Raw genomic sequence first — 12,828 nt, 5'->3', positions numbered from 1 at the left:
TATGCGTTATCAATTGTCCCCGCGTCGAATCAGCATGAAGCATCTGTTCCCCAGCACTGCCCTCGCCTTATTCATCGGTATCGGCTTGCTGCCGATGTCGAGCAATACATTCGCAGCCAATAGCTGGGACAAGCTTCAACCCGATCGTGACGAAGTGATCGCAAGCTTGAACGTCGTGGAGTTGCTCAAGCGCCACCACTACAGCAAGCCGCCACTCGATGACGCGCGCTCGGTAATCATCTACGACAGCTACCTCAAGCTGCTGGATCCGTCGCGCAGCTACTTCATGGCCAGCGACATTGCCGAATTCGACAAGTGGAAGACGCAGTTCGACGACTTCCTCAAAAGCGGCGACCTGAACGCCGGGTTCACCATCTACAAGCGCTACCTGGACCGCGTAAAGGCGCGTCTGGACTTCGCCCTTGCCGAGCTGGACAAAGGCGTCGACAAGATCGACTTCACCACCAAGGAAACCTTGCTGATCGACCGCAAGGACGCCCCTTGGCTCAAATCCAGCGCAGAACTCGACGACCTGTGGCGCAAACGCGTCAAGGATGAAGTGCTGCGGATGAAGATCGCCGGCAAAGAGCCCAAGCAGATCCAGGAAACCCTGACCAAGCGCTACAAGAACCAGTTGGCGCGTCTGGACCAGACCCGCGCGGAAGACATCTTCCAGGCGTACATCAACACCTTCGCCATGTCCTACGACCCGCACACCAACTATCTGTCGCCGGATAACGCGGAGAACTTCGACATCAACATGAGCCTGTCCCTCGAGGGCATCGGCGCCGTGTTGCAGAGCGATAACGACCAGGTGAAAGTCGTGCGCCTGGTGCCGGCAGGTCCGGCGGACAAGACCAAGCAGGTTGCACCGGCCGACAAGATCATCGGCGTTGCCCAGGGCAACAAGGAAATGGTCGACGTCGTGGGCTGGCGCCTGGACGAAGTGGTCAAGCTGATCCGTGGTCCGAAGGGCACCGTGGTGCGCCTGGAAGTCATCCCGGCCAGCAATGCGCCGAACGACCAGACCACCAAGATCGTGCCGATCACCCGTGAAGCGGTGAAGCTTGAAGATCAGGCCGTGAAGAAATCGGTCTTGAACCTGAAGCAGGACGGCAAGGACTACAAGCTCGGCATTATCGAAATCCCGGCGTTCTATCTGGACTTCAAGGCCTTCCGTGCCGGCGACCCGGATTACAAGAGCACCACCCGCGACGTCAAGAAACTGCTGACCGAGCTGCAGAAAGAGAAAGTCGACGGCGTCGTCATCGACCTGCGTAACAACGGTGGCGGCTCCTTGCAAGAGGCCACCGAGCTGACCAGCCTGTTCATCGACAAAGGCCCGACCGTACTCGTGCGTAACGCCGATGGCCGCGTCGATGTCCTGGAAGATGAAAACCCGGGCGCGTTCTACAAAGGCCCGATGGCGTTGCTGGTCAACCGCCTGTCCGCCTCGGCTTCGGAGATTTTTGCCGGCGCCATGCAGGACTACCACCGCGCACTGATCATTGGCGGCCAGACCTTCGGCAAAGGCACCGTGCAGACCATTCAGCCGCTCAACCATGGCGAACTGAAACTGACCCTGGCCAAGTTCTACCGGGTTTCCGGGCAGAGCACCCAGCATCAGGGCGTCTTGCCGGACATCGATTACCCGTCGATCATCGACACCAAGGAAATCGGTGAAAGCGCCCTGCCGGAAGCCATGCCGTGGGACACCATCAAGGCGGCGATCAAGCCTGCGGTGGATCCGTTCAAGCCGTACATTTCGCAGCTCAAGTCCGAGCATGACGTGCGTACGGCCAAGGATGCGGAGTTCGTGTTCATCCGCGACAAGCTGGCCCTGGCGCAGAAACTGATGACCGAGAAAACCGTCAGCCTCAATGAAGCCGAGCGTCGTGCCCAGCACGCCGACATCGAAGCCAAACAGCTGACCATGGAAAACATCCGTCGCAAGGCCAAGGGCGAAGAACCGCTCAAAGAGCTGAAGAAAGAAGACGAGGACGCGATTGCAGCCGAGGATGACAAGACCAAACCGGAAGACGACGCCTACCTCAGCGAAACCGGGCGGATTCTGCTGGACTACCTGAAACTCAACACGGCAGTGGCCAAGCACTGAGTTTTCACCAGCAACTGATGGCAATTTAATGCTGACGCTCCCCGGAGCGTCATCAAACAGTCATCACTCTGTCGTGAAATAAAGGACCGGGCGTGCTCTTTCTACCAAGAGCACGCCCGGTCCTTTTTTTATCGCCAGAGATCGCCATGACCACAACCGAACAGCTGAGTGCCTTGAGCTCGATCCTGAGTCAAAGCGGTTTGCACAGCCTGTTCCAACCGATCATCAGCCTCTCTGAACGACGCATCCTCGGCTACGAAGCCCTCAGTCGCGGCCCCTCCAACAGCCCTCTGCACTCCCCTGTCGCCCTGTTCGCCGTCGCCCGCCAGGCCGGACGCCTGAGCGAGCTGGAAATTGCCTGCCGCGAAAGCGCTTGCCGACGCTTCAATGAGCAACAACTGCCAGGCATGTTGTTCCTCAATGTATCCCCGGAGTCCCTGCTCGAAGCGGCCCATCAACCGGGGCGCACCCTGCAATTGCTGCAGGACTTCGGCATTGCGCCGAGCCAGGTGGTCATCGAGCTCACGGAACAGACGCCGACGGATGATTTCCAGCTGTTGCAAACCGCCCTGCATCACTATCGGGCGATGGGGTTTTCGATTGCGCTGGATGATCTGGGGGCGGGCTATTCAAGTTTGCGCTTATGGTCCGAGCTGCGGCCGGATTACGTGAAAATCGACCGGCATTTCATTGATGGCATTCATCAGGACGCGCTCAAGCGCGAGTTCGTCGGCTCGATACTGCAAATCGCCAAGGCCTCACGGGCGCAAGTCATTGCCGAAGGTATCGAGCTGCCCGAAGAGCTCGCGGTGCTGACCGAAATGGGCGTGGACCTGGTGCAGGGGTATCTGCTCTGCCGCCCCCAGGAACACCCACCGCGGGATGCCCGGGCATTGATGCCGCGACAGGACAGCACCGCCGTTGTACTGAGTGAAGACGGCAGCGACCTCAGCGCCCTGCTCAACGAGCTACCCGCGGTGAACCGTGACACCCCGACCGCCACGGTGCTCGAAGCCTTTCGGCGCCAGGCCAACCTGAACTCGCTGGCAGTCCTGGATGAACAGGGTCAGCCCTGCGGCATTGTCCATCGTCATTCGCTCTCCGATGCCCTGCTCAAGCCCTTTGCCACCGACCTGTTCGCCCGCAAGCCCATCAGCCGCCTGATGAACGATGACTTCCTCGCCGTCGAACTGAGCCAGTCCCTGCAACAGGTCAGCCGCCTGATCACCAGCCGTGCCCGCCAGCGTATCGAGGAGGATTTCATCATCACCCTCAACGGCGGTTATCTGGGCCTGGGCCGGGTGATTGACGTACTCAAGCTGATCACGGAACTGAAGATCCAGCAGGCTCGCTACGCCAACCCGCTGACCTTGCTTCCGGGCAACGTGCCGATCCAGCACTGCCTGACGCGGCTGCTGCAACAGCAACGGGAATCGGTGATCTGCTACGTGGACATTGATAGCTTCAAACCCTTCAATGACATCTACGGCTATGGTCGCGGCGACGAAGTCCTGCTGTGCCTGGCGCAATGCCTGAACGACCGCGTCGACCCGTCCCGCGACTTCGTCGGCCACATCGGCGGCGATGATTTTCTGCTGGTGCTCGGCCCGGAAGACTGGCGCAACCGTCTGAACCAGTTGCTCGACGACTTCCAGAGCCAGTGCCGGCGCTTCTACCGCAGCGAACACCTGGAAGCCGGCTGCTTTATCGCACCGAATCGCCAGGGTCAGCGCCAGGAGTTTGCGCTGTTGTCGCTGTCGATCGGCGTGGTGCATTTGCATCCACAGGCCTGTGGACAACTCGATGCGAGTCAGCTGGCGGAAATGGCATCACAGGCCAAGCACCACGCCAAGAATGTGCAGGGCTATAGCGTGCATGTGATTGATAGCCTGGTGGTTTCGACTGTTGATGAGGTGCTCGTTTCCGGGCATCGATAAGGGAGCTTTTCGGCATCACTCCAATCAACGAGGCGCCGAGGAAGACTTCAGTTCTTCGAGCTTGATCGGCGCCAACGGATGCCCGGCCTTCGCCGCGATCTCCCAGAATCGCGCGGCCGCAACCGGGTCCGGAGCCTTGCTCGCCGTCCCTGCCAGACTGATCACGCCCACTTGATACGCCGCCTTGCCATCGCCCGCCAACGCCGCCAGGCGCAACAAACGCACGCCCTCCTCACGAGCACCGAGGCCGACGCCGCGAAACGTCAGGATGTGCCCATAGAAGCTCTGGGCGCCGACATCGCCCAGGTTGGCCATGCGTGCGAACTGGCCTTCGAGCCAGCGCCAGCCGCGTGGCTGACGGACAAACCATGGCCAGTGAAACAATCGGCGCGCGAGCCAGTAACCGGCCCGCGCCTTGAGTTGTAAAAACATTCAGGCCTCGGCCGATTCCGGGTATTCGTACTCGAACACCCGCACCACTTCCGAAGCATGCCAGGACGCGGCGGCAACGCCGTCCGACGGCCCGGAAAAACGCCCGAGACGCTCGACACATTCAAAGAATCCGGTGCGCGGCAAGCGGCTGGCGCCCTGACTGATCACCAGTGAACTGCGCAATGGCTGCTCCGCCCTGGCGTCCAGGGCCGCCAGATGCTCAAGGGCCGCTGTCAGGGTTTGCATGGCCGGAGTCGGTAACTGCAAACGTTCCAGTAATGCCCGATAAGTCAGGAGATGGCGCTGACGACGCGCCTGATCCAGTTCGCCCAGCAATCCGTCCCAATGTTGACGACTGATGCGTACGCTCACGATTCATCCCTCCACCCCGGCACCGTCAATTCCCAGGCCAGGCTGCGACGAATCGCGGCGTCGGGCAGACGCTCGCCACTTTCGATCATGGCCAGGTAAGACGGGCTGATGCCTACCGTGCGGGCCAGCGCCTCGATGGCGATGCCCTTCCCTTCGCGCAAACTGCGTAGTTGATCCAGACCCGGAAGAATCGCGTCTGGTGTTGCCGCCTGAAGCTTCGTGGCTTGAGGCGACGCTTGCTCCTTGACCCCCGCTGCTTTCAGTAACGCCTGATACTGAGCCCATGGCAGAACCGCATATTCGGGTTCGCCTTCGCGTGTAATTATCTGAATATCCATGACTACCCCGTAGGACAACAACACTTAGCGAGTCGGCACTTTTCCCTAGAAGTGTAATCCTAACAGCGGCCAAGGTCGCGGGGGGGAATCAATCTGTGAACAGGTCGAAATCGACTCAGTGTTTTTTCGGGCCTTGAAGTTGCAGTTGCTCGGGGGTATCAGGCAGACGCTCGACCACCGCGAGTTTCTCCGGTACCTGCCGTTTGCGCCAGGCGCGGAAGGCATTGAGCTCGTCATCGAGCACTTTCATCAGCCATGCCAGTACCGCGATGTCATCGAGCATGCCGAACACTGGAATGAAATCCGGGATTGCATCCAATGGACTGAGGAAATACATCAGGCCCGCGACAACCGAAACCAGCGCCTTGGGGCTGATGGCTCGATACTCACCACGCCAGTAGGCCAGGCAGAGTGCCTGCAACAGCTTCAAGTCGTCCTTGATCTTGCCCAGTCGATTGCCCTGGCTCGCGCCTTTGCTGGCAACGGCGAACAACAGCGTCGGCAATCGGCCGCGTGCCAGCAGGCGTCCGGCCAGTGGCAGGAAACGAGCGAAATTCCAGGGTATTTTCATCATTCCTCCCATTGAAATGTTATCCACACAAATTGTGGATAACCTTGTGAACAGAGCTGCTTTTCGTCGCTGTAAGGCCCGTTTTACAAGGCCTGCGTTCAGATCGGGCGTTTTTTACTCATCAAAAAAAACCTATAATTTCATTGACTTGGCGGTCTTGTACGGCTACCGCCAACGCTACTATGCCTAAGACTCCGGCCTAGAGCGTCTGTTCGTTTTGTTTACCCGTGCCGAACGCCAGATGCAACAACGCCCCGCATGAGCGAGGCGTTGTTATCGAAGCAGACGCTGGTTACTGGGCAGCGGCGTCTTCTTTTGCCGGATCCTTGATGGCCAGCAGTTCCAGGTCGAATACCAGCACCGAGTTGGCCGGAATCGCCGGGCTTGGGCTTTGAGCGCCGTAAGCCAGGTCAGCAGGGATGTACAGTTTGTACTTCTCGCCAACGTGCATCAGTTGCAGGCCTTCGACCCAACCCGGGATCACACCGCTGACCGGCAGATCGATCGGGCTGCCGCGCTCGACGGAACTGTCGAATACGGTGCCGTTGGTCAGCTTGCCGGTGTAGTGAACGGTCACTACGTCAGACGGCTTTGGCTGAGGGCCATCGGCTTTCTTCACGACTTCGTACTGCAAGCCCGAAGCGGTGGTGGTCACGCCAGCTTTCTTGGCGTTTTCTTCGAGGAATTTCTTGCCGGCAGCGGCCGACTCTTCGCTCATCTTGGCCATGCGTTCTTCGGCACGCTTTTGCAGTGCGGCGAACGCCTCGACCAATTCTTCGTCTTTGAGCTTCTGCTCTTTCTTGCCGACGGCGTCTTCGATGCCCTGGGCTACAGCCTTGGAATCCAGGTCATCCATGCCTTCCTGAGCCAGGCTCTTGCCCATGTTCAGGCCAATGCCGTAGGAAGCTTTTTGCGCCGGAGTTTTCAGCTCTACGCTGGTCTGCGAATCACAACCCGCGAGTACCAGGCCAACCAGGGCCACCGCCGCCGCCAACCGATGCTGTTTCATGCTATTTCCTTGTTCATGCGCCTAAAGGGCAATCGAGTAAAGCCGCGAGCTTATCAGGCCGCCACGACCAATGGCTACCGGCATGAGAGCCGGAAACAATTGATAAGTTCAGGTGTTTAAACGCTATTCACAATTCGGCTGATGAAGCTTCTTTCATCTTGTTCCGACGCAGGCTCATTCCTGAGCCTACAATATCTGGCGTAATGGCCTCTTGCCGCACCTAGGGTACTCGGGCATAACGGCATGTCAATTCAACAAGGATGTTTATCTTGCGCCTCTTCTTTCGCTTGCTGGCTCTCATCGCAGTACTGCTCGGGCTGGTCATGGCCGTGGTTCTTTACTACGTCGCCAACCCGAAATTGCCGGCCTGGTCGCCTGCACAACAGGTGCATTACCTGGAGCAATGGAGCGCCGCCGATCGCGAGACCTATTACTTCACACCCCAGGGCACTCAGGTCAAAGGCTTGCGCTATGACTGGTTCACAGCCCTCGAACTGCCCTTCTCGCAGCAACGCTTCGCCGCCCCCGAATACCTCGCCCGCTTCGGTTTTCTGGTGGACCCCGGCCAGAAACCGACACCGAACAACCCCGGCAACCTCCCGGCAGGCTTTACCCGGCACCAGAATGCGGGGAGCCCGGATGTGTTTCTGGATATCACCTGCGCGGCCTGCCACACCGGTGAACTGCGTTTCAAGGGGCAAGCCGTGCGTATCGACGGTGGCTCGGCGCAGCATGTCCTGCCTTCCAGTGTTCCTACACTCAAAGGAGGCAGTTTCGGACAAGCTCTGGTGGCCAGCCTCGCCTCCACTTACTACAACCCGTGGAAATTCGAGCGCTTTGCACGCAGCGTTCTGGGTCAGGACTACGAGACGCGCCACCAACAGTTGCGCAAAGATTTCAAATCTTCACTGGACACATTCCTCAAGGTGGCCTGGAACGACACCCATCGCGGGCTCTATCCGACCGAGGAAGGCCCGGGGCGCACAGACGCCTTCGGGCGCATTGCCAACGCCAGCTTCGGTGATGCGATTTCCCCCGATAACTACCGCGTGGCCAATGCCCCGGTCGATTATCCGCAGTTGTGGGACATGTGGACGTTCGAATGGGTGCAGTGGAACGGCTCGGCGAAACAACCGATGGCCCGCAACATCGGCGAGGCGTTAGGCGTCGGTGCCACGCTGAATTTCTTCGACAAGAACGGCCAGCCGCTGATGGGCGATGCCCGCTATCCCTCCAGTGTCCGCGTGCGCGATCTGCACCTGATCGAAGAAACCCTGCAACGACTTTCACCACCGGCCTGGCCGGAAGAACTGTTGGGCGTGGTCGACAAACCTCTGGCAGCCAAGGGCCGCGCCCTGTTCGCCGAAAACTGCGCAGGTTGTCATGTACCGCGCACCAGCCAGGGCGAGGGACGATACGTCCAGCACCTGAAAATGCTCCCGGTGGATTACATCGGCACGGACCCCGGCGCGGCCAACAACATCGCCGACCACCGCTTCGACCTGACAGCGTTGCAATGGAACCAGGCGGAACTGGAAAAGCTCGATGTCGAGCCAAAACCCACCGAGCCTCTGGACCTGAGCAAGCTGTCCGTGGCCAAGGGGCTGGCCTATGTCACGGCATTTGTCCAGGACCGCGCGTATCAAGACGTCAATGTCACCCCTGCCGAGCGTCCTGCAATGGACGGTTTCGGCCTGCCGATCGGTGTGCGCGAATTGCGTTCGTACAAGGCCAGGCCATTGGCGGGTGTATGGGCGACAGCGCCGTTTCTGCACAACGGTTCGGTCCCGAGCCTTTATCAATTGCTGTCGCCTCACGATGAGCGTGCGACCACGTTCTACAAAGGCACTTTCGAGTACGACCCGGGACACCTGGGTTACCGCACCGAAGCCTTTACCAACGGTTTCCTCTTCGACACGCGAATCACCGGCAACCATAACAGCGGCCATGAGTTCCGCGCCGGCAAACTCGGCAATGGCGTGATCGGCCGCTGGTTGCAGCCGCAAGAACGCTGGGCACTGCTGGAATATCTGAAAGTGCTGGGCGGCCCGCTGGAAGCGCAATTGCCATGACCACAGCCGCAGTTCAAAGGACGTTTCCATGCTGATAACGCTCTGGATGCGCCTGGGCGCCTTCCTCGCCAGGCTGTTGCTGTGGCTACTGGGTCTCGGCGTGCTGGGTTGGGCCCTGACCAGCGCCTGGTTTGCCTGGCAGCATCGCGGGCCGGTCTCGGCGCAGGAGTTGATTGCGGACGACGAAGCCGCGATGACCCAGGACATCATCCAGACCGCCGTGCGCATCGTCGATCAGTACCGCGAAAGCACCCGCTACCTGCGCGACGCCCATGCCAAGGCCCACGGCTGTGTGAAGGCCGAAGTTCAGGTGCTGCCGGAACTGCCAGGCGAACTGCGCCAGGGCGTGTTCAGCGAGCCGGGCAAAACCTGGCAAGCGACGATGCGCCTGTCCAACGGCAATGCCTACCCGCAGTTCGACAGCATCCGCGATGCTCGGGGCATGGCGATCAAACTGCTCGATGTGCCGGGCAAGCAACTGTTGAGCGACCGGCAGGGGCGAGGCGAACAGGACTTTGTGATGTTCAGCCACCCGAACTTCTTTGTCAGTAATGTCGCCGAATACCGTCAGAACGTCGCAGCCCAGGCCGATGGTAAAAAGATGATGGCCTTCTTCCCTGGTTGGGATCCACGCACCTGGCAGGTTCGCCACCTGTTCATTGCCCTGGCGACACTGGCCCCTGCCCCGTCGAGCCCGACCCAGACGACGTATTTTTCGGTTTCACCCTACAAATTCGGTGAAGCCAATGCGAAGTTCCGGGTCATGCCCGATCCGGATAGCTGCCCGGCCTACAACCTGCCGGAACAGAATCGCAAGTTGCCGAACTTCCTGCGCAATGCGCTGAACCAACAGCTGTCGACCGACCGGATGCCCGCGTGTTTCGCCTTGCAGATCCAGCGACAGGACGCCAACAAGTACATGCCGATTGAAGACACCAGTATTGAGTGGAGCGAGAGCGATGCGCCCTTCGAGACGGTGGCGCGGATCAAGGTGCCGGCGCAGGACTTCGATACACCGGCGCTGAACCTGCAATGCGACAACCAGTCGTTCAATCCCTGGTTCGGCGTCGAGGCGCACCGCCCCATCGGCGGGATCAATCGCCTGCGCAAGGCCGTGTATGAAGCTGTCAGCGACTACCGTCACGCCCGCAATGCTGGACTGTAGGAGCGAGCTTGCTCGCGAAAAAGCCATGGCCGCCGCTGGGTATCTGAATTTACGCGTTATCGTTCACGACCTTCGCGAGCTAGCTCGCCCCTACAGAGAGCGAGGAAAGCCAAATCCCGGACAGCAAAAAGCCCGCACAAGGCGGGCTTTCTGTGGTGACCTGGCGTTCAGTGTTCCAGGTTACCGAATATGGCGCAGCGGACGGGACTCGAACCCGCGACCCCCGGCGTGACAGGCCGGTATTCTAACCGACTGAACTACCGCTGCGCATAGCGTTGAAAGTAAGTGGTGGGTGATGACGGGATCGAACCGCCGACATTCTGCTTGTAAGGCAGACGCTCTCCCAGCTGAGCTAATCACCCTTTACCTTCGTTGCGGGGCACATTATGCCACAGGTTTTTATAAAGTGTTGATTTATTTGAAGTTTTTTCAAAAAAATCTAAAAACCGGTGAAACGACGCAACCCACAGGAACAACCGTGAAACTTGAGGCAGAAAAAAACCCGCCTAAGCGGGCTTTTCCGTGGTGACCTGGCGTTCAGTGTTCCAGGTTACCGAATATGGCGCAGCGGACGGGACTCGAACCCGCGACCCCCGGCGTGACAGGCCGGTATTCTAACCGACTGAACTACCGCTGCGCGTAACACTTGAAACGAATGGTGGGTGATGACGGGATCGAACCGCCGACATTCTGCTTGTAAGGCAGACGCTCTCCCAGCTGAGCTAATCACCCTTCGCTTCGGTGTGGCGCGCATTCTACGGAGCGACCCAACCTCTGGCAAGCACTTTTTAAAATAATTTTCTCAGGCCTTCCAAAGGCTTAGAGAAAGGTTGGCCTATGGCACGGCGAAGACAATAATGCCCCCCTTTGTATAAAGGAGAGACTCACCCCATGTGGTTCAAAAACCTGCTTATCTATCGCCTGACCCAAGATCTGCCTGTTGATGCCGAGGCGTTGGAAACTGCACTGGCCACCAAACTGGCGCGCCCATGTGCAAGCCAGGAGTTGACCACCTACGGTTTCGTCGCGCCGTTCGGCAAAGGCGAAGATGCGCCACTGGTACACGTCAGCGGTGACTTCCTGCTGGTGTCCGCCCGCAAGGAAGAACGTATTTTGCCGGGCAGCGTCGTGCGTGATGCGGTCAAGGAAAAGGTCGAAGAGATCGAAGCCGAGCAAATGCGCAAGGTCTATAAGAAGGAACGCGATCAGATCAAGGATGAAATCATCCAGGCCTTCCTGCCCCGCGCCTTTATCCGCCGCTCGTCGACCTTCGCCGCCATCGCGCCGAAACAGGGCCTGATCCTGGTCAACTCGGCCAGCCCGAAACGCGCCGAAGACTTGCTGTCGACCCTGCGTGAAGTGATCGGCACCCTGCCGGTGCGCCCACTGACCGTGAAGATGTCCCCGACCGCGACCATGACCGAGTGGGTCACCACCCAGAAAGCCGCGGACGATTTCTTTGTGCTGGACGAGTGCGAGTTGCGCGACACCCACGAAGACGGCGGCATCGTGCGTTGCAAGCGCCAGGACCTGACCAGCGAAGAAATCCAGTTGCACCTGAGCACCGGCAAAGTGGTCACTCAACTGTCCCTGGCCTGGCAGGACAAACTGTCGTTCGTCCTCGACGACAAAATGGTGGTCAAGCGCCTGAAGTTCGAAGACCTGCTGCAAGACCAGGCGGAACAGGATGGCGGCGACGAAGCCGGTACTGACTGATACTCCGCTTTCGCGAGCAAGCCCGCTCCCACATTTGGTTTTGTGGTGCTACTAAATAAAAAGGATCAGGCCATGCGCGCACTGGCTGCATTGAGTCGTTTTGTCGGCAACACCTTCGCTTACTGGGTACTGATTTTCGCTGTCGTGGCGTTTCTGCAGCCGGCATGGTTCCTCGGCCTCAAAGGCGCCATCGTGCCCTTGCTGGGGCTGGTGATGTTCGGCATGGGCCTGACCCTCAAACTCGAAGACTTCGCCGAAGTCGCTCGCCATCCATGGCGCGTGGCCCTGGGCGTGGTTGCCCATTTCGTGATCATGCCCGGCGTGGCGTGGTTGCTCTGCCAGGCGTTCCACTTGCCGCCGGAAATCGCCGTCGGCGTGATTCTGGTCGGCTGCTGCCCAAGCGGCACCTCGTCGAACGTGATGACCTGGCTGGCCCGTGGCGACCTGGCGCTGTCGGTGGCCATCGCCGCCGTCACCACCCTCCTCGCCCCGCTGCTGACCCCAGCCCTGATCTGGCTGCTGGCCTCGGCCTGGTTGCCGGTATCGTTCATGGAGTTGTTCTGGTCGATCCTGCAAGTGGTGCTGTTGCCAATCGTGCTGGGCGTGGTTGCCCAACGGGTGCTCGGCGACAAGGTTCGCCACGCCGTGGACGTATTGCCGCTGGTGTCGGTGGTCAGCATCGTGATCATCGTCACGGCAGTCGTCGCCGCCAGCCAGGCCAAGATCGCAGAGTCCGGCCTGTTGATCATGGCCGTGGTCATGCTGCACAACAGCTTCGGCTACTTGCTGGGTTACTTCACCGGGCGCCTGTTCAAGCTGCCTCTGGCCCAGCGCAAGTCCCTGGCCCTGGAAGTCGGCATGCAGAACTCCGGGTTGGGTGCCGCGCTGGCGAGTGCACACTTCTCGCCGCTGGCGGCGGTGCCAAGTGCATTGTTCAGTGTCTGGCACAATATTTCCGGGGCATTGCTCTCCACGTATTTCCGCCGCATGAGCGAGAAACAGGATCGGGAAATGGCGGCGCAACAGGTCAGTGACTGACTCGCGATCTTGATCCGCGATCTTGATCTGAAAACTTGATCCCCGGGTTAATGCTGGGCACT

Annotated in this window: 10 protein-coding genes, 4 tRNA genes and 1 pseudogene; 6 read left to right on the top strand and 9 right to left on the bottom strand. The window is 59.4% G+C overall.

From position 1 onward, the window contains the following. Positions 1–34 precede the first annotated feature (34 nt). Positions 35–2,116, top strand: coding sequence for a carboxy terminal-processing peptidase (locus tag AC1DVE_RS17390; protein WP_223457941.1), 2,082 nt, complete (start codon positions 35–37; stop codon positions 2,114–2,116). 146 nt (positions 2,117–2,262) lie between these two features. Beyond that, positions 2,263–4,053: a bifunctional diguanylate cyclase/phosphodiesterase gene (locus AC1DVE_RS17385; protein WP_223457943.1), complete on the top strand. Its 1,791-nt coding sequence runs from the start codon at positions 2,263–2,265 to the stop codon at positions 4,051–4,053. 24 nt (positions 4,054–4,077) lie between these two features. Here the strand turns inward: AC1DVE_RS17385 and AC1DVE_RS17380 are convergent, their stop codons facing one another. From AC1DVE_RS17380 to AC1DVE_RS17360, 5 genes are all read right to left on the bottom strand, one after another. Further along, complete coding sequence (locus tag AC1DVE_RS17380) at positions 4,078–4,485, bottom strand: SEL1-like repeat protein (RefSeq protein WP_223457945.1); 408 nt, start codon at positions 4,483–4,485, stop codon at positions 4,078–4,080. Further along, the gene (locus AC1DVE_RS17375; RefSeq protein WP_007898892.1) at positions 4,486–4,857 is read right to left on the bottom strand and encodes a hypothetical protein; all 372 of its coding nucleotides are present in this window, start codon (positions 4,855–4,857) and stop codon (positions 4,486–4,488) included. Next, entirely contained in the window at positions 4,854–5,195 is a 342-nt protein-coding gene (locus AC1DVE_RS17370; RefSeq protein WP_150724569.1) for a helix-turn-helix domain-containing protein, read from the bottom strand. The genes AC1DVE_RS17375 and AC1DVE_RS17370 overlap by 4 nt, the downstream gene beginning before the upstream one ends. Before the next feature lie 115 nt (positions 5,196–5,310). Then, positions 5,311–5,766, bottom strand: a complete 456-nt coding sequence (locus tag AC1DVE_RS17365; RefSeq protein ID WP_223457947.1) for a YkvA family protein — start codon at positions 5,764–5,766, stop codon at positions 5,311–5,313. Between the two features lie 292 nt (positions 5,767–6,058). Beyond that, positions 6,059–6,775 (bottom strand): FKBP-type peptidyl-prolyl cis-trans isomerase, encoded by a 717-nt coding sequence (locus AC1DVE_RS17360; protein WP_223457949.1) that lies wholly within the window; start codon positions 6,773–6,775, stop codon positions 6,059–6,061. A gap of 269 nt (positions 6,776–7,044) precedes the next feature. Here AC1DVE_RS17360 and AC1DVE_RS17355 point away from each other — a divergent pair, with 269 nt between their 5' ends. Beyond that, positions 7,045–8,847 carry a di-heme-cytochrome C peroxidase gene (locus AC1DVE_RS17355; protein WP_223543098.1) on the top strand — a complete coding sequence of 601 codons (1,803 nt, stop codon included), beginning with the start codon at positions 7,045–7,047 and terminating at the stop codon, positions 8,845–8,847. Between the two features lie 28 nt (positions 8,848–8,875). Continuing rightward, entirely contained in the window at positions 8,876–10,012 is a 1,137-nt protein-coding gene (locus tag AC1DVE_RS17350; protein WP_223457953.1) for a catalase family protein, read from the top strand. A gap of 190 nt (positions 10,013–10,202) precedes the next feature. Here AC1DVE_RS17350 and AC1DVE_RS17345 read toward each other — a convergent pair. The 4 genes from AC1DVE_RS17345 to AC1DVE_RS17330 form a co-directional block, all read right to left on the bottom strand. Further along, a tRNA-Asp gene (locus AC1DVE_RS17345) sits at positions 10,203–10,279 on the bottom strand. 19 nt (positions 10,280–10,298) lie between these two features. After that, positions 10,299–10,374, bottom strand: a tRNA-Val gene (locus AC1DVE_RS17340). Between the two features lie 198 nt (positions 10,375–10,572). Beyond that, positions 10,573–10,649: transfer RNA gene (locus tag AC1DVE_RS17335), tRNA-Asp, on the bottom strand. Between the two features lie 19 nt (positions 10,650–10,668). Next, positions 10,669–10,744, bottom strand: a tRNA-Val gene (locus AC1DVE_RS17330). Positions 10,745–10,903: 159 nt separating this feature from the next. Here AC1DVE_RS17330 and rdgC point away from each other — a divergent pair. Both rdgC and AC1DVE_RS17320 read left to right on the top strand, forming a co-directional pair. After that, positions 10,904–11,716: pseudogene (gene rdgC, locus AC1DVE_RS17325) on the top strand (recombination-associated protein RdgC); the annotation flags it as partial. Positions 11,717–11,800: 84 nt separating this feature from the next. Further along, positions 11,801–12,766 carry a bile acid:sodium symporter family protein gene (locus AC1DVE_RS17320; RefSeq protein ID WP_007977600.1) on the top strand — a complete coding sequence of 322 codons (966 nt, stop codon included), beginning with the start codon at positions 11,801–11,803 and terminating at the stop codon, positions 12,764–12,766. Positions 12,767–12,828: the final 62 nt, after the last annotated feature.

Source organism: Pseudomonas sp. P4_B4, from assembly GCF_056402255.1.
Note: the sequence above shows the minus strand (reverse complement) of the source record. Positions and strands in the feature narration are given on the sequence as shown.

Excerpts from the sequence above, each read along its gene's own strand:
- AC1DVE_RS17380 (WP_223457945.1), bottom strand. The coding sequence starts at position 4,485 with ATGTTTTTACAACTCAAGGCGCGGGCCGGTTACTGGCTCGCGCGCCGA.
- AC1DVE_RS17390 (WP_223457941.1), top strand. The coding sequence starts at position 35 with ATGAAGCATCTGTTCCCCAGCACTGCCCTCGCCTTATTCATCGGTATC.
- AC1DVE_RS17350 (WP_223457953.1), top strand. The coding sequence starts at position 8,876 with ATGCTGATAACGCTCTGGATGCGCCTGGGCGCCTTCCTCGCCAGGCTG.
- AC1DVE_RS17365 (WP_223457947.1), bottom strand. The coding sequence starts at position 5,766 with ATGAAAATACCCTGGAATTTCGCTCGTTTCCTGCCACTGGCCGGACGC.
- AC1DVE_RS17360 (WP_223457949.1), bottom strand. The coding sequence starts at position 6,775 with ATGAAACAGCATCGGTTGGCGGCGGCGGTGGCCCTGGTTGGCCTGGTA.
- AC1DVE_RS17385 (WP_223457943.1), top strand. The coding sequence starts at position 2,263 with ATGACCACAACCGAACAGCTGAGTGCCTTGAGCTCGATCCTGAGTCAA.
- AC1DVE_RS17320 (WP_007977600.1), top strand. The coding sequence starts at position 11,801 with ATGCGCGCACTGGCTGCATTGAGTCGTTTTGTCGGCAACACCTTCGCT.
- AC1DVE_RS17370 (WP_150724569.1), bottom strand. The coding sequence starts at position 5,195 with ATGGATATTCAGATAATTACACGCGAAGGCGAACCCGAATATGCGGTT.